The organism is Candidatus Pelagibacter communis (assembly GCF_001180165.1).
Taxonomy (GTDB): Bacteria; Pseudomonadota; Alphaproteobacteria; order Pelagibacterales; family Pelagibacteraceae; genus Pelagibacter; species Pelagibacter ubique_P.
Genome location: NZ_CVSQ01000006.1, coordinates 23,683 through 39,951 on the forward strand (window position 1 = coordinate 23,683; position 16,269 = coordinate 39,951).

The window sequence follows — 16,269 nt, forward strand, 5'->3', positions numbered from 1 at the left end:
AACAAACTATTTTTTTAATTGAATAGATCCACCAATTTTTTCTAGCTTTTCTATTGCTGATTTAGAGGCTAGGTCAGCTTCAATGTTAATTTTATCTTTTACTTCACCAAATCCTAAAATTTTTAATTTTTTTGAGTTTTTATTTATTAATTTAAGTTTTTTTAATATTTCTGAGTTTAATACTTCATTTGGATTAATGTTTTTTTTGTCTATGTAAGATTGAATTTTATCTAGATTTAAAATTGCAATACTATCTTTTGATATTGGGTTAAAACCTCTTTTTGGAAGTCTTCTGTATAATGGCATTTGACCACCTTCAAAACTTTTTATAGCTACACCAGATCTGGATTTTTGACCCTTAACACCTCTACCTGATGTTTTGCCTTTTCCAGAACCAATTCCTCTTCCAACTCTTATTTTAGATTTATTGATTTTTTCTCTGTTATTTAAAGTAATCATTATCCTCTTTTTTCAATTATTTCAGAAATTTTTTTATTTCTAATTGCTGATATTTGTTTTGGTGAACTTTGTTTCATAAAAGCTTTCATTGTAGCTCTAATAACATTGTGCGCATTAGAAGTTCCCATAGATTTTGCAACAATATCTTTTACTCCTAAAACTTCACATACTGCCCTAACAGGACCACCTGCAATAATTCCTGTTCCCTTAGAAGCTGCTCTTAGCACTATTCTACCAGAGCCATCTTTCGCTTTAACGTCATGATGTATTGTTCTGCCTTCTCTTAATGGTATATGAGTAAGTTTTCTTCTAGCCATCTCATTTGCTTTTTTTATAGCATCAGGTACTTGTTTTGCTTTTGCGTGAGCTATACCGATTTTACCTGCTTGATTTCCAACAACTACAAGCGCTGAAAATCCAAATCTTCTTCCACCCTTAACAACTTTAGTAATACGATTTATGTGAACTAATTTTTCTAATATATCGTCAGTTTTTTTATCTTTTATATTTTCCATGATTAAAATTCCATCCCATTTTCTCTTAGAGTTTCTGCAAAAACTTTAATTCTACCGTGATATTTATAAGAACCTCTATCAAAGTAAATTTTAGTAATTTTTTTCTCTTGAGCTTTTTTAGCCAATTTTTGAGCCACCAATTTAGATAGTTCAGTTTTATTAACTTTGTCTGCTGATCTAAGATCTTTTTCTACAGATGAAGCTGATAATAAGGTTACGTTTTTTGTATCATCAATTATTTGAGCTGAAATGTTTTTTGATGATCTAGAAATACTTAATCTAAATCTATCTTTTGAAGCAACTTTTTTAACTTTATTGCTAACTCTAAATCTTTTTCTGATACTAGTGTTTAATTTCATTATTTTTTCTTACCCTCTTTTTTAAGTACATACTGTCCTTTTTCCCGAACACCTTTTCCTTTGTAAGGTTCGATTTTTCTTAATGTTTTAATTTTAGATGCTACTTCACCAACTAACTGCTTATCAGATCCTGTAATTTTTAATGTTGTTTGTTTTTCAACGGCAATTTTAATGCCTTCTGGTATATCAAAATTGATATCATGGCTATAACCCAACTGTAAATTTAACTGATTCCCTTTTAACGCTGCTCTATAACCAACGCCAACTAATTCTAAAGTTTTTTCATATCCTGTGCTAGATCCAATAACGGCATTATTAATTAAACTTCTATTCATACCCCAAAGTCTTTTTGAGTTTTGATCTACTTTTTTTGGTTTAATAGAAATTTCTTTTCCTTCAATTATGTCTAAATTAAACATATCTAAATCAACATTGATTGATTTTTTACCTAAAGGTCCCTCTATATTTATAATATTTCCAGCTAAAGCAACTTTTACTTTTTCAGGGATCGATATATTTATTTTACCAATTTTAGACATTAAAATACCTTACAAATTATTTCGCCACCAACTTTTTGTTTTCTTGCATCTATATCAGTCATTACTCCTTTAGGAGTTGAAACAATAGCAATTCCTAAACCATTATTTATTTTAGGTAAGCTATCTGCAGATGAAAAAATTCTTCTTCCAGGTTTAGATACTCTTTCAAAGGCACTAATTACTGGATTACCTGAATGGTACTTAAGTTCTAATGATAGCGTTGGTTTCTTTTCTTCAGAACTTACTTTGAAATCTTTAATAAAACCTTCATTCTTAAGTATATCTGCAATTTTTGTTTTAAAATTTGATGAAGGTAATTCTACTTTTTTATGATTTCTAGCTTGAGCGTTCTTCACTCTTGCAATCATATCTCCTATTGGGTCACTTAAACTCATAATTTTCCTTTCTACCAGCTAGATTTAACTAAGCCAGGTATCTTTCCTTGTAATCCTAATTGTCTTAATGCAATTCTTGAAATCTTTAATTTTCTGTAAACACCATGAGGTCTTCCAGTAATTTCACATCTATTCATAACTCTTGTTTTAGCCGAGTTTCTTGGCAGTTTAGATAATTTTTGTTGCGCTTTAAATCTTTCTTCTAATGGAAGCTTTTTATCCATTACAACCTTCTTTAATGCTTGTCTTTTTTTATAAAGCCTATCTGAAAGCTTAATTCTTTTTTTATTTTTATTAACAGCGCTTAACTTTGCCATGTTTAATTATCTCCTTTTTTAATGAATGGAAAATTCATTTTTTCTAGTAATGCAAAACTGTGCTCTTTATTTATTGCTTTAATGACTATTACTATATCTAAACCTCTAACTTTGTCTGCTCTATCAAAGCTTACTTCTGGGAAAATTATATGCTCTTTAATCCCAAACGTATAATTACCAAATTTGTCAAAGCCTTTCGGTGACAAACCTCTAAAATCTTTAATTCTTGGTAGTGCAATATTCACTAATCTGTCTAAAAATTCATACATTCTATTTTTTCTTAATGTTACCTTTAAACCAGCATTTGATCCTTTTCTGGTTTTAAAATTTGCTACTGATTTTTTAAATTTAGTTGTAACTGGTTTTTGTCCAGTAATTTTAGCCATATCTTCTTCGCATGATTTTAAAATCTTAGAATCTGTAGCATCTAAACCAAGACCCATATTTAAAACAATTTTCTCAATTCTTGGAGCCATATAAATATTTTTAAAACCAAACTGATCTTTTAATGCAGGCTGTATTTCTTTATTGAATATTTCTTTTAATCTTGGTGTCATTATTTTTTAGCCTCTTTTTTCTTAGTCGCTTTTTCATCAATTAGTTTTAAGTTAGAAATATGAATAAAGCTCTCCTTTGGAAAAATTCCACCTTTTTTCTCTTTCGTTGTTTTTACGTGTTTTTTAACCATGTTTATTTCTTTAACTTTAGCTCTGTTGTTAGCTCTATCAATTTCAATAACTTCACCTTCTTTTTTTTTATCTTTTCCAGTTAAAACTTTTACTTTCAAACCTTTTTTAATCATTATAAAACCTCTGGTGCCAATGAAATAATTTTCATTTGACCTCTACTTCTTAATTCTCTTGTAACTGGACCAAAAATCCTTGTTCCTACTGGTTCTCCTTTGTCATCAACTAACACAGCAGCATTATTATCAAATCTTACTTTAGAACCATCATTTCTGTGTATACCTTTTTTAACCCTTACAACTACTGCTTTATGAACAGATCCTTTTTTAACTTTTCCTTTAGGTATCGCCTCTTTAACTGCGATTACAATTGTATCACCAATACTGGCGTATCTTCTTTTTGATCCACCTAAAACTTTAATGCACTCAATTCTTTTTGCGCCAGTATTATCAGCTACTTGTAATTCTGTTTGAACACCAATCATTACTTTGTACTCTCCATAACTTGAAATTTTTTATTTTTGGAAAAAGGTTTGCTCTCAATAATTGAAACTTTGTCACCAGTTTTGAATTTATTGTTTTCATCATGAGCGTTATAGTTTTTTCTAACTCTGATTACTTTTTTTAGAACTGGGTGAGAATATTTACGTTCTACCATAACAGTCACTGTTTTATTTGGTTTATCGCTTATAACTACACCTGTAAGTATTTTTTTAGGCATTTGCTTTTCCTTTTAAAATTGTTTTTAATCTTGCTATTGTTTTTCTAGTTTCCCCAATTTTAGCTGGGTTTGTTACTTGTGAATTCATTTTTTGAAATCTGAAATTAAAAAGATCTTTTTTAAGCTTATCTATGTTCTTCACAATTTCATCCTTTGATAATTTTTTAATTTCTTGTTTTTTCATTATGCAAATCTCTTAATTGTTTTAGTCTTAATAGGTAATTTTGCTGACGCTTTGTATAAAGCTTCTTTTGCAATTTGTTCTGAAACACCATCAACTTCAAATAATATTCTTCCTGGTTTTACTCTGCATGCAAAGTACTCAGGCGAACCCTTTCCTTTACCCATTCTGACTTCAATTGGTTTTTTTGAAACTGGTATATTTGGAAATATTCTTGTCCAAACTCTTCCTTGTCTTTTCATATGTCTTGTTAAAGCAACTCTTGCAGCTTCAATCTGTTTTCCAGTAACTCTTTCAGGCTGTAAAGCTTTTAATGCATAAGCACCATAATTAATAGTACTTGCTCTAGTGGCGGTACCATGAATTCTACCTTTATGCGCTTTTCTCCACTTTGTTCTTACTGGTTGAAGCATTATTGTTTGCCTTCCTTTGGTGTAACCTTGTTTGTCTCTTGGCTAAATTCTCTAGCAAAAACTTCGCCTTTATAAATCCAAACCTTAATACCAATAATTCCATATGTAGTGAGAGCCTCTGCCTCTGCATAATCTATATCAGCTCTTAAAGTATGTGATGGAATGCTTCCATCTCTTAACCACTCTGTTCTAGCTATTTCATTTCCACCAAGTCTTCCACTCACAGAAACTTTAATACCTTTTGCTCCGAGTCTAATACATGATTGCATTGCTCTTTTCATCGCTCTTCTATAAGAAATTCTTTTAACAAGCTGCTGAGCTATGTTTTCAGCTACTAAATAAGCATTTGTTTCAGGTTTTTTAACTTCTTTAATATTTAGATTAACTTCATTTGTTGTGAATTTTGAAAGATTATTTTTAATTTTGTCTATATCACTTCCTTTTTTTCCAATAACAAACCCAGGTCTAGAGGTATAGATGGTAACAAAACATTTATTAGATGTTCTTTCGATCATTACCTTAGATACACCAGAATTTATAACATTTTTCTTGATATATTCCCTAATTTTAAAATCTTCGATTAGGTAATTTCCAAAATCTTTTTTCTTAGCGTACCATACAGAGTCCCATCCTCTGTTGACACCTAATCTAAAACCTACAGGATTAACTTTTTGCCCCATGCTTCTCCATTTGTTTTGCTTCTGATAAAATAATTGTAACAGTTGACCAAGGTTTTAATATTGGTGCCGCTCTTCCTTTTGCTCTTGGTCTAAATCTTTTCATAACTATTTTTTTTCCACAATATGCTTCTTTAACTATTAATTTATCAATATCGTATTGAAAATTATTTTCAGCATTGGCTACAGCTGAACTGATAGTTTTTCTAACATCTCTAGTAACTCTTTTTTCTGAAAACTGTAAATCTCTAATTGCGACATCAACTTTTTTGCCTACTATGCTTTTTAGTATTGGATTTAGCTTTCTGACACTTGATCTAATACCGTTGTTAACAGACTTTACTGTTTTGTCGTTAGTTTTATCAATTTTCTTTTTTTTACCCATAATTATTTTTTCTCTGCTGTTGCTGGTTTAGCTTTCTTGTCAGCTGGTGTATGACCAAAAAATGTTCTTGTTGGTGCAAATTCACCCAATTTATGTCCAACCATATCTTCAGAAACTGTTATTGGTATAAATTTTTTTCCATTATAAATTTGGAAACTTACCCCTACAAAATCAGGTAAAATTGTAGATTTTCTTGACCAAGTTTTGATAGGAATTTTCTTTGGATCGTCTTTATACTTGTCTACTTTCTTCATTAAGCTTTCCTCTACAAACGGTCCTTTCCACACTGCTCTAGCCATTACTTAGTATCCTTCCTCTTATTTCTTCTTTTAACTATAAATTTATCTGTTCTCTTATTATCTCGAGTTTTTAAACCTTTGGCAGATTGTCCTGTAGGCGAAACCGGATGTCTTCCTCCAGCAGATTTTCCTTCACCACCTCCATGTGGGTGATCAACTGGGTTTTTAACAACACCTCTTGTATGAGGTTTTCTGCCCAACCATCTTGATCTACCTGCTTTTCCAATTTTAATATTTTTTTGATCTGGATTACTTAAAATTCCAATAGTAGCCAAAGCTCTTGAATCTATTTTTCTAACTTCACCTGAGGCTAATTTAATTAAACTATAGTTTCCATCTAGACCACTAATAGTAACTGATGAACCAGCAGCTCTAGCTATTTTTCCACCACCACCTGGTTGTATCTCAACATTATGAATATTTATACCCACTGGGATATCTTGCAATGGCATACAATTACCTACTTTAATTTCTTTTTTAGAACCGCTTTCAACTTTATCTCCAACTTTAATTTTTTGTGGCGCTAAGAAGTATGCATGAGTATTATCCTCAAATTTAACTAACATGATGTAACATGATCTATTTGGATCATACTCTATTCTTTCAACTGTAGCTTCCATGTCGAATTTTTTTCTATAAAAATCAACATGTCTGTACATTTTTTTATGCCCACCTGCTCTATTAATAGAGGTAATATGACCATTGTTATTTCTACCTTTCATGGCATTTTTTGGAGAGACTAATGACTTAAATGGTTTACCTTTCCATAAACCAGTTCTATCAACTAAAATAGTGCCTCTTGTAGATTTTGTGTATGGTTTAAAAGTTTTTAATGCCATTTATTAAATTCCTGTTGTTAGATCAATACTTTGACCTTTTTTTAAAGTTATTATTGCTTTTTTATAACCAGATACTTTTACTTTTCTACCTCTGGTAACTTTTGTTCTGTTCTGTTTGTTTATAATATTTATCTTAGTCACATTAACTTTAAATATTTTTTCTATATTCTTTTTTAAATTTTTCTTATTTGCTCCATCCGGAACTTTAAAAACAATTTTATTTAGTTCAGATAAATTAGTAGATTTCTCAGTAACCACTGGAGAAAGAATTTTGTCGTATAAGTGAATTTTTTCCATTTTATGAATATCTCTTTTCTAATTCTTTCACTGAACTTTCTGTAAAAACTACTTTTTTAAATTTAATAATGTCGTAAGCACTGAAATGATTTACATCTGTAACTTTAACATTTGGAATATTTCTTACTGATTTTTCAATTTTTTCTTTTGAATTTTTGTCTAGAATTATTAGTGAATTTGTAATTTCAAGTTTATTAATAATTGAGTTCATCTCTTTAGTTTTTTTAATTTCTGAACTAAAGTCATTTAAAATTAATAAGTTTTTATTATTATTTTTTTCTGTAATTAGTGAAGCTAAGCTTTGTTTTTTCTCAGTTTTGTTTAGTTTTCTTTTTTTATAGGCCAATTCGCCTTTTGGTCCATGAGCAATACCCCCGCCAACAAATATAGGAGCTTTTCTACTAGCATGCCTTGCACCACCAGTTCCTTTTTGAGCATATATTTTTGAAGTTGGTCCTTTTACTTCATTTTGTTGTTTAGTTTTGGCATGTCTTCCTTTGTAATTAGCATTTGTTTTATATAGAACAGCGCTAACTAATTTATGGTTAATTTTTGCAGAAAAAATCTTATCCAAAACTTCAATGCTATCTTTTTTTCCGTCTATGCTAATTTTATCTAATTTCATTATTTTTTCTTTTTCTCAGGTGTTTTTTTAGCTTCTTCAGCAGCTGCTTGTTTCTCACCAATTGTCATTTTACTTATATTTTTTACTGATTTTTTAACCATTACCTCAGAATTTTTTGAACCAGGTATTGATCCTTTTAAGTAAAGAAGTTCGTTTTCTAAGTCAGTTTTTATTATTTCAATATTTTGCATTGTTCTTAGCTTGTCACCCATATGACCAGCCATTTTTTTTCCTTTAAAAACTTTTCCTGGATCTTGACTATGCCCAGTTGAACCATGTGCTCTGTGAGATATTGAAACACCATGACTGGCTCTTAAACCACCAAAATTATGTCTTTTCATGGCACCTGCAAAACCTTTACCAATTGTCTTTGATCTTGTGTCTACAAATTTAATATCTTTGAATATTTCTAAACCAAACTCGTTTCCTTCTTTGTAAACAGATGTATCATGTACTCTAAATTCTTTTAATTTTTTCTTAGCTTCTGTATTTTTTTTGGAAAAAACACCTTTCATTGCTTTTGTTAATTTTGAATTTTTAACTTTTCCATATCCAAGCTGGACAGCTTTGTATCCTCTTTTTTCTTCTTCAATAACCTGAATAACTCTAGCTTTTTCAACTTTAAGCACTGTTACAGGAACTAACTGACCAGATTTATAGAATTCTCTTGTCATTCCTATTTTTTTTCCTAATAAAGCTATCTCGCTCATAATTAAATTTTTATCTCCACATCTACACCAGAAGCTAAATCAAGTTTCATCAATGCTTCTACAGTTTGTGGTGTTGGTTCAATGATATCTATTAATCTTTTGTGTGTTCTTGATTCAAATTGTTCTCTACTTTTCTTATCTATATGAGGTGACCTCAATACAGTGTATCTTTCAATTCTTGTAGGCAATGGAATAGGTCCTTTAATTGAAGCTCCAGTTCTTTTAACTGTGTTTACAATTTCTTCTGTAGAAGCGTCTAAAACTTTATTATCGTACGCTCTTAGTTTTATTCTTATATTTTGCTTTTCCATTATCCCGCTACCTTTTTAGTTACTTCGTCTTGGACGTTTTGAGGAACTTTAGAATAATGATCAAAGAACATTGAATATTGTGCTCTTCCTTGTGACATTGATCTAAGATTATTAATATAACCAAACATATTGGCTAGAGGAACCATAGCTGTAATTACAGTTGCATTTCCTCTTTGTTCTTGAGTGCTAATTTGCCCTCTTCTACTGTTTAAATCACCTATAACATCTCCCATATAGTCCTCAGGAGTAACGACTTCTACTCTCATAATTGGTTCTAGAAGTTTTAATCCACCTTGAGTACAAGCTTCTTTAAAACATGCTCTACTTGCAAGTTCAAAGGCTAAAACGCTTGAGTCAACGTCGTGATGTAAACCATCAACAATAGTTACTTTATAATCAATCATTGGGAAACCTGCCAAAATTCCACTATCAGACACAGTTTCAATACCTTTTTCAACACCAGGAATGAATTCTTTGGGAATAGCTCCACCCTTAATAGCACTTTCAACTTCTCTTCCTTTTCCTGGTTCTTGAGGTTCAACAAATAACTTAACCTTAGCAAACTGACCGGCACCACCACTTTGTTTTTTATGTATATATTCATATTCAGCAGATTTTTCTATAGTTTCTCTGTAAGCAACTTGTGGAGCACCTACGTTTGCTTCAACTTTAAATTCTCTTTTCATTCGATCAACAATAATATCTAAATGAAGTTCACCCATACCTTTAATGATTGTTTGACCCGACTCTTCATCTGAAGAAACTCTAAATGATGGATCCTCTTTAGCTAATCTTGCTAATGCTTCACCCATTTTTTCTTGGTCACCTTTTGTTTTTGGTTCTACAGCAATTTCAATTACTGGGTCTGGGAATTCCATTGGCTCTAATAAAACTGGATTTTCTTTGTCACATAAAGTGTGACCAGTCATAGTATTTTTTAATCCTGCTAGTGAAACAATATCACCTGCATTAGCTTCTTTAATATCTTCTCTTGAATTAGCATGCATTAAAAGCATACGACCAACTCTTTCTTCCTTATCAGATGAAGAGTTGTATACGGCAGTTCCAGACTTAATTGTACCAGAATAAATTCTAACGAAAGTTAAAGAGCCTACAAAAGGATCGTTTGCAACTTTGAATGCTAAACCAGAAAAAGATGAACTATCATCAAATTTCATTTCTATTTCATCTTCTGATCCAACCTTTGTCCCTTTAATTGAACCAATGTCAACTGGACTTGGCAAATAGTTCACAACTGCATCTAGTAAAGGCTGAACACCTTTATTTTTAAAGGCAGATCCAGTCAAAACAGGAACAAAACTAAAATCCAATGTTCCTTTTCTTATGCATTTAACCAAATCATCTTCCTTAATTTCGTCTCCATTTAAGTATGACTCCATTAACTTTTCATCTTGTTCTACAGCAGTTTCGATTAATTCCGTTCTGTACTTTTCAGTTATTTCTTTAAGATCATCAGGAATATCTTTGTATTCCCATTCTGCACCTAAAGCCTCATTTTTCCAAACTTGAGCTTTCATTTTAACTAAATCAACAACTCCAGTTAGAGAAGCTTCAATTCCAATAGGAACTTGTAACACTAATGGCTTAGCACCTAATCTATCTTTAATCATGTCTACACATCTAAAGAAATCTGCACCTGTTCTGTCTAATTTGTTTACAAAACAAATTCTTGGTACTTTATACTTATCAGCTTGTCTCCATACAGTTTCGGATTGTGGTTCTACACCTGCCACGCCATCAAAAACAGCTACTGCACCATCTAAAACTTTTAAAGATCTCTCTACTTCGATAGTAAAGTCTACGTGGCCTGGGGTATCAATAATGTTAACTCTGTGATCATTCCAAAAACAAGTAGTTGCTGCAGAAGTAATTGTAATACCTCTTTCTTGTTCTTGCTCCATCCAATCCATGGTTGCTGCACCATCGTGTACTTCACCTATTTTATGACTTTTACCTGTGTAATATAAAATTCTTTCTGTAGTAGTTGTTTTACCAGCATCTATATGGGCCATGATCCCAATGTTTCTGTATTTATCTAATGTATGAGTTCTAGCCATATCTTATTACCACCTAAAATGAGCAAAGGCCTTATTGGACTCCGCCATTTTGTGTACATCCTCTCTTTTTTTAACAGCAGCACCTTTTTTTTCATAAGCATCATAAAGCTCATTAAAAATTTTATCTGCCATGTGTTTATCTTTTCTTTTTCTTGCTGACTCAACTAACCATCTAATGGCTAAAGCTTGTGCTCTTTTGCTTTTTACCTCAACAGGAACTTGATAAGTTGCACCACCAACTCTTCTAGATCTAACTTCTACAGTTGGTTTGATGTTATTAATTGCTTCATTGAAAATATTAATCGGTTCATCTTTAGTTTTTGTTTTAATTTTATCTATAGCGTCATAAACTATTTTGGCAGCTATACCTCTTTTGCCGTCATACATGATATTGTTGATTAATTTAGGAATAATAGTTGATTTGAATTTTGGATCTGGAACTACATTTTTTTTCGGTTGGGTTTTTTTTCTAGACATTATTTACCTTTTTTCGTTCCGTATAAAGATCTTCTTTGTTTTCTATTTGCAACACCTTGTGTATCTAGATTACCTCTTAAAATATGATAACGTACACCTGGTAAATCTTTTACCCTACCACCTCTAATCAGAACTACCGAGTGTTCTTGAAGGTTATGACCTTCGCCTGGAATATAAGCTGTAACTTCAAATCCATTTGACAATCTCACTCTAGCAACTTTTCTTAATGCAGAGTTTGGTTTCTTAGGAGTTGTTGTATAAACTTTTACACAAACACCTCTCTTTAAAGGTTGTTTTTGTAGAGCAGGAACTTTGTTCCTCGCTGCTGGTTTCACTCTTTTTTTTCTTAACAACTGATTAATAGTTGGCATATATTTTAAAATTAATTAATTTATTTTTAGATGAAAATAACTGACAGGTTATTTTGTGGCAGCGTTTAGTACCGTTAGAAGCACTACATTCCAACCAAAAACATCGCCAAATTACTTATTAATAGCCCTTTGTCAAACTAAAACTGCAATTTTTAGGCGATTTTTTTACTGATTTGCCTGTGTTTCTTCGGGTTCTGAAGCTTCTATTTTATCCTGCTCTGCTAAGAAATTATTATCGTCCTCGAGAGCTTTATTGTTCCATCTATTTTTAATATTACCAGTACCTGCAGGAACTAATCTTCCAACAATTACGTTCTCTTTTAGGCCATTTAATGGATCAACTTTTCCTTTAATTGCAGCGTCTGTTAATACTCTTGTTGTTTCTTGGAAAGAAGCAGCTGAAATAAACGATTCTGTTTGAAGTGAAGCCTTAGTAATACCCATTAGAACTCTTTCACCAACGGCTGGTGTTTTTCCTTCTGCAACCAATTTTTCATTAGTATTATCAAACTTAATTCTATCAACCACTTCACCAGGTAAATAACTTGAGTCACCTGATACTTTAACCTCAACTTTTTTAAGCATTTGTCTTAAAATAGTTTCAATATGCTTATCGTTTATTATTACACCTTGTAATCTATAAACTTCTTGGACTTGATTAACAAAATATTCTGTTAAATCTTTGATTCCTAAAATTCTTAAAATATCATGTGGCAGTGGTTGACCATCTAAAAGATACTCTCCTTTTTGAATTTTTTCACCTGGATTGAAATTGATATGTTTACCTTTTGGAATTAAATAATTTGAAGGCTCTGATCCATCTTCAGGAACAATAGATACTCTTTGTTTACCTCTTACCTCTTTACCAAAAACAACACTACCATCGTTTTCTGCAATGATCGCACTATCCTTAGCTTTTCTAGCTTCAAATAACTCAGCAACTCTTGGAAGACCTCCGGTAATATCTTTTGTTTTTGTAGTTTCCTTAGGTAATCTTGCAATTACATCACCTGCATAAACTTTTTGACCATCTTTAATTGATAAAATAGAATCTGGTACTAGATAATATCTAGCTTCATTATCGTCAGCTTTTTTAATCACATTTCCTTTTTCATCTCTTAAAGTAATTCTAGGTTTTAAATCAGTACTTTTTGATTGACCTCTCCAATCAATTACTGATTTAGAAGAAATTCCTGTTGCATCGTCAGTAGTTTCTTGAATTGATACACCATCAATTAAATCTACATAACTAGCTGTACCACTTTTCTCTGCTATAACTGGTGTTGTGTAAGGATCCCATTCACATATTTTAGTATTTGCTTTGACTTTGTCACCATTGTTAAAAAATAATCTAGAACCATAAGCAACTTTATAAACGGCTATCTGAACTCCTTTGTCATCCTCTATAGAAAGTTGAGTGTTTCTTCCCATTACAATCAAATTCTTTTTAGAGTCCTCTAAAATATTTGAGTTAATTATTTTTAAAGTTCCTTCACTTTTGGTAACTATTTGAGAATCTTGTTTAACTGAGGCTGTTCCTCCAACGTGAAACGTTCTCATTGTTAGCTGTGTTCCTGGTTCTCCAATTGATTGAGCAGATATCATTCCAATAGCTTCACCAACATGAACCATCTTACCTCTTGATAAATCTCGTCCATAGCAAGTAGCACAAACACCCTCTTTTGAACTACATGTCATTACAGAATATACTTTAATTGATTTAACTCCTGCAGCATCAATTTTATCACAGCCTGCCTCATCAATCATTTCAGATTTTTTAATAATTACTTCTCCTGATAAAGGGTTTTTAACATCAGCAGCTGTTACTCTTCCTAATGCTCTTTCAGATAAACTAACAACCACATTACCGCCCTCTAAAATTTCAGAAAGTTCAATAAATCCAGGATTATCACAATTTACTTTTGTTATTGTTAAATCTTGTGCAACATCACATAGTCTTCTTGTTAAATATCCAGAACTAGCTGTTTTAAGTGCTGTATCTGCTAATCCTTTTCTAGCACCGTGTGTTGAGTTGAAATATTCCAAAGCAGTCAATCCCTCTTTAAAGTTCGAGATAATTGGACTTTCAATAATTTCACCTGAAGGCTTAGCAATCAAACCTCTCATACCAGCTAATTGTTTCATTTGAGCAGCAGATCCTCTAGCTCCACTATCAGCCATCATGAATACTGAATTAATTTTTAATCCTTCATCAGTTTTTTCTGTAGCTGAAATTCCCTTCATCATTTCGCCAGCAACTTTGTCTGTACACTTAGACCAAGCATCAACAACTTTGTTGTATTTTTCACCTCTTGTAATTAAACCTTCGGCATATTGAGTTTCATAATCTGCAATTAATTTCTTAGTATCATCAATTAGTTGAGTTTTATTTTCAGGGATTACAAGATCGTCTTTTCCAAACGAAATTCCTGCTTTAAATGCGTGTTTAAATCCTAAATCTTTAAGCTTGTCACAAAAAATTACAGTTGTCTTTTGACCACAAAATCTAAATACAACATCAATTATTTCTGAAACTACTTTTTTAGGCAATAATCTATCTACTAAAGAAAACTTAATGTTGCTATTTTTTGGTAATAAATTTGCTAATAAAAATCTTCCAGCTGTAGAAGTATATTTTTCTATTTTCTTATTCCCTTGTTCATCTACAGTCTCATATCTTGAAATGATAGTACTATGCACATTTATTTGACCAGATGATAATGCAAATTCAATTTGATCTGAATTTGTAAAATATCCAGCAGGTTTATCAGATATAGGTTCTTGTGAAAGATAGTAAATTCCTAAAATCATATCCTGACTCGGAACAATAATTGGTTTACCGTTTGATGGAGAAAGAATATTATTTGTAGATAACATTAAAATTCTTGCCTCTAATTGAGCTTCTAAACTTAATGGCACGTGAACTGCCATTTGGTCACCATCGAAGTCAGCGTTAAATGCTGCACAAGTCAAAGGGTGTAATTCAATCGCATCTCCTTCAATTAATTTTGGTTCAAAGGCTTGAACTCCAAGTCTATGAAGTGTTGGTGCTCTATTTAAAAGTACCGGATGCTCTCTAACTATTAATTCTAAAGCGTCCCAAACTGCATTTGTTTCTTTTTCAACTAATTTTTTAGCTTGTTTAATTGTTGAAGCTAAGCCTAATTTGTTTAATCTTGCATATAAAAATGGTTTAAATAATTCTAAGGCCATTTTTTTTGGTAAACCGCACTCATGTAGTTTTAAATCAGGACCAACAACGATTACTGATCTTCCAGAATAATCAACTCGTTTACCTAATAAATTTTGTCTAAATCTTCCTTGTTTACCTTTTAACATTTCAGCAAGAGATTTAAGTGGTCTCTTACCTGTTCCTGTTATTACTCTACCTCTTCTTCCGTTATCAAATAGAGCATCAACAGACTCTTGAAGCATCCTTTTTTCATTTCTTACAATGATATCTGGAGCTTTAAGATCCATTAATCTTTTTAATCTGTTATTTCTATTGATTACCCTTCTATACAAATCATTAAGATCTGAAGTAGCAAATCTTCCACCGTCTAGAGGAACTAATGGTCTTAGTTCTGGTGGTATAACTGGCACTACAGTCATAATCATCCATTCAGGTTTTTGACCTGTTTCAATAAATGACTCGATTAATTTTAATCTTTTAATTGCTCTTTCTTCATTAACTTTTGATTTGGTTTCTTTAATAAAGCTTACAAGGTTTTTTCTTTCTAATTCTAAATCTAAATTTTTCAGCATCTCAAGAACAGCTTCTGCCCCTATTCCTGCTGTAAAACTTTCTTCACCAAACTCATCCTGGTATTTTGCTAATTCTTCCTCATTTAAGAGTTGATTTTTCTGCAAACCAGTTAAACCAGGTTCTATTACTATAAAGTTTTCAAAATAAAGAACTCTCTCTATTTCTTTCAATTTCATGTCTACCGCTAAAGCAATTCTGCTTGGAAGAGACTTCAAAAACCAAATATGTGCTACCGGTGTAGCAAGGTTAATGTGGCCCATTCTTTCTCTTCTTACATTTGATTTTGTAACCTCAACACCACATTTCTCACATATAATTCCTCTAAATTTCATTCGTTTATACTTACCGCATAAACACTCATAATCTTTTATTGGTCCAAAAATCCTTGCACAGAACAAACCGTCTTTTTCAGGTCTAAACGTTCTATAATTAATTGTTTCAGGCTTTTTAATTTCACCAAATGTCCAAGATTTAATTTTCTCTGGGCTAGCAAGTGAAATTTTAATGCTATTAAAATTTTGAGCTTCTGAAATTTCGCTGCCCTTAAATAGATCTGTTAATTCTTTTTTCATTAATTAAGCTCCACATTTAATGCTAATGATTTAATCTCTTTGACTAATACGTTAAATGATTCCGGTATTCCTGATTCAAAGTTTTCCTCACCTTTAACTATAGTTTCATAAACTTTAACTCTTCCTGCAACGTCATCGGATTTAACAGTTAATATTTCCTGTAATGTGTATGATGCGCCATACGCCTCAAGTGCCCATACTTCCATTTCACCAAATCTTTGACCACCTAACTGTGCTTTACCACCAAGTGGTTGTTGTGTAACCAAACTGTAAGGTCC

The 16,269-nt window shown here is 31.7% G+C and carries 25 protein-coding genes; all 25 read right to left on the minus strand.

The annotated features are described in order from the left end of the window. Nucleotides 1–6: 6 nt before the first annotated feature. Nucleotides 7–459: a 50S ribosomal protein L15 gene (gene rplO / locus AMN88_RS00565; RefSeq protein WP_075535963.1), complete on the minus strand. Its 453-nt coding sequence runs from the start codon at nt 457–459 to the stop codon at nt 7–9. Further along, nucleotides 459–974, minus strand: coding sequence for a 30S ribosomal protein S5 (gene rpsE / locus AMN88_RS00570; protein WP_075535964.1), 516 nt, complete (start codon nt 972–974; stop codon nt 459–461). The genes rplO and rpsE overlap by 1 nt, the downstream gene beginning before the upstream one ends. 2 nt (nt 975–976) lie before the next feature. Continuing rightward, nucleotides 977–1,333, minus strand: a complete 357-nt coding sequence (gene rplR, locus AMN88_RS00575; RefSeq protein ID WP_075503617.1) for a 50S ribosomal protein L18 — start codon at nt 1,331–1,333, stop codon at nt 977–979. After that, nucleotides 1,333–1,872, minus strand: coding sequence for a 50S ribosomal protein L6 (gene rplF / locus AMN88_RS00580; RefSeq protein ID WP_075503619.1), 540 nt, complete (start codon nt 1,870–1,872; stop codon nt 1,333–1,335). The genes rplR and rplF overlap by 1 nt, the downstream gene beginning before the upstream one ends. Continuing rightward, complete coding sequence (rpsH, locus tag AMN88_RS00585; protein ID WP_075535965.1) at nt 1,872–2,267, minus strand: 30S ribosomal protein S8; 396 nt, start codon at nt 2,265–2,267, stop codon at nt 1,872–1,874. Before rpsH ends, rplF begins: the two co-directional genes overlap by 1 nt. Before the next feature lie 11 nt (nt 2,268–2,278). After that, complete coding sequence (gene rpsN / locus AMN88_RS00590) at nt 2,279–2,584, minus strand: 30S ribosomal protein S14 (protein WP_075535966.1); 306 nt, start codon at nt 2,582–2,584, stop codon at nt 2,279–2,281. Between the two features lie 2 nt (nt 2,585–2,586). Continuing rightward, the gene (gene rplE, locus AMN88_RS00595; RefSeq protein WP_075535967.1) at nt 2,587–3,141 is read right to left on the minus strand and encodes a 50S ribosomal protein L5; all 555 of its coding nucleotides are present in this window, start codon (nt 3,139–3,141) and stop codon (nt 2,587–2,589) included. Continuing rightward, nucleotides 3,141–3,386, minus strand: coding sequence for a 50S ribosomal protein L24 (rplX, locus tag AMN88_RS00600; protein ID WP_075535968.1), 246 nt, complete (start codon nt 3,384–3,386; stop codon nt 3,141–3,143). The genes rplE and rplX overlap by 1 nt, the downstream gene beginning before the upstream one ends. Next, a complete protein-coding gene (gene rplN / locus AMN88_RS00605) occupies nt 3,386–3,754 on the minus strand; it encodes a 50S ribosomal protein L14 (RefSeq protein WP_023853710.1) in 369 nt (122 codons plus the stop codon). Before rplN ends, rplX begins: the two co-directional genes overlap by 1 nt. Next, nucleotides 3,754–3,990, minus strand: a complete 237-nt coding sequence (gene rpsQ, locus AMN88_RS00610) for a 30S ribosomal protein S17 (RefSeq protein WP_023853709.1) — start codon at nt 3,988–3,990, stop codon at nt 3,754–3,756. The genes rplN and rpsQ overlap by 1 nt, the downstream gene beginning before the upstream one ends. Further along, nucleotides 3,983–4,174 carry a 50S ribosomal protein L29 gene (gene rpmC / locus AMN88_RS00615; RefSeq protein ID WP_023853708.1) on the minus strand — a complete coding sequence of 64 codons (192 nt, stop codon included), beginning with the start codon at nt 4,172–4,174 and terminating at the stop codon, nt 3,983–3,985. Before rpmC ends, rpsQ begins: the two co-directional genes overlap by 8 nt. Further along, on the minus strand, nt 4,174–4,584 hold the full coding sequence (gene rplP, locus AMN88_RS00620) for a 50S ribosomal protein L16 (protein WP_075503628.1): 411 nt from the start codon (nt 4,582–4,584) through the stop codon (nt 4,174–4,176). The genes rpmC and rplP overlap by 1 nt, the downstream gene beginning before the upstream one ends. After that, entirely contained in the window at nt 4,584–5,264 is a 681-nt protein-coding gene (gene rpsC, locus AMN88_RS00625; RefSeq protein ID WP_075535969.1) for a 30S ribosomal protein S3, read from the minus strand. The genes rplP and rpsC overlap by 1 nt, the downstream gene beginning before the upstream one ends. Continuing rightward, entirely contained in the window at nt 5,248–5,646 is a 399-nt protein-coding gene (gene rplV / locus AMN88_RS00630; RefSeq protein WP_075535970.1) for a 50S ribosomal protein L22, read from the minus strand. The genes rpsC and rplV overlap by 17 nt, the downstream gene beginning before the upstream one ends. A gap of 2 nt (nt 5,647–5,648) precedes the next feature. Then, on the minus strand, nt 5,649–5,945 hold the full coding sequence (gene rpsS, locus AMN88_RS00635) for a 30S ribosomal protein S19 (RefSeq protein ID WP_023853704.1): 297 nt from the start codon (nt 5,943–5,945) through the stop codon (nt 5,649–5,651). Further along, nucleotides 5,945–6,784, minus strand: a complete 840-nt coding sequence (gene rplB, locus AMN88_RS00640) for a 50S ribosomal protein L2 (RefSeq protein WP_075535971.1) — start codon at nt 6,782–6,784, stop codon at nt 5,945–5,947. The genes rpsS and rplB overlap by 1 nt, the downstream gene beginning before the upstream one ends. Nucleotides 6,785–6,787: 3 nt before the next feature. Further along, nucleotides 6,788–7,081 (minus strand): 50S ribosomal protein L23, encoded by a 294-nt coding sequence (gene rplW, locus AMN88_RS00645; protein ID WP_072091192.1) that lies wholly within the window; start codon nt 7,079–7,081, stop codon nt 6,788–6,790. 1 nt (nt 7,082) lies between these two features. Beyond that, complete coding sequence (gene rplD / locus AMN88_RS00650; protein WP_075535972.1) at nt 7,083–7,706, minus strand: 50S ribosomal protein L4; 624 nt, start codon at nt 7,704–7,706, stop codon at nt 7,083–7,085. Beyond that, nucleotides 7,706–8,416, minus strand: coding sequence for a 50S ribosomal protein L3 (gene rplC / locus AMN88_RS00655; RefSeq protein ID WP_075535973.1), 711 nt, complete (start codon nt 8,414–8,416; stop codon nt 7,706–7,708). Before rplC ends, rplD begins: the two co-directional genes overlap by 1 nt. A gap of 2 nt (nt 8,417–8,418) precedes the next feature. Next, complete coding sequence (rpsJ, locus tag AMN88_RS00660; protein WP_075535974.1) at nt 8,419–8,727, minus strand: 30S ribosomal protein S10; 309 nt, start codon at nt 8,725–8,727, stop codon at nt 8,419–8,421. Next, nucleotides 8,727–10,805, minus strand: coding sequence for an elongation factor G (gene fusA / locus AMN88_RS00665; protein ID WP_075535975.1), 2,079 nt, complete (start codon nt 10,803–10,805; stop codon nt 8,727–8,729). Before fusA ends, rpsJ begins: the two co-directional genes overlap by 1 nt. A gap of 6 nt (nt 10,806–10,811) precedes the next feature. Then, on the minus strand, nt 10,812–11,282 hold the full coding sequence (rpsG, locus tag AMN88_RS00670; RefSeq protein WP_075485276.1) for a 30S ribosomal protein S7: 471 nt from the start codon (nt 11,280–11,282) through the stop codon (nt 10,812–10,814). Further along, complete coding sequence (rpsL, locus tag AMN88_RS00675; protein ID WP_023853696.1) at nt 11,282–11,653, minus strand: 30S ribosomal protein S12; 372 nt, start codon at nt 11,651–11,653, stop codon at nt 11,282–11,284. The genes rpsG and rpsL overlap by 1 nt, the downstream gene beginning before the upstream one ends. Before the next feature lie 165 nt (nt 11,654–11,818). Beyond that, on the minus strand, nt 11,819–15,991 hold the full coding sequence (gene rpoC / locus AMN88_RS00680) for a DNA-directed RNA polymerase subunit beta' (protein ID WP_075535976.1): 4,173 nt from the start codon (nt 15,989–15,991) through the stop codon (nt 11,819–11,821). After that, nucleotides 15,991–16,269: DNA-directed RNA polymerase subunit beta (locus AMN88_RS00685; protein ID WP_143323650.1), on the minus strand; the 279-nt coding region annotated here is incomplete at its 5' end. The genes AMN88_RS00685 and rpoC, both read right to left, overlap by 1 nt.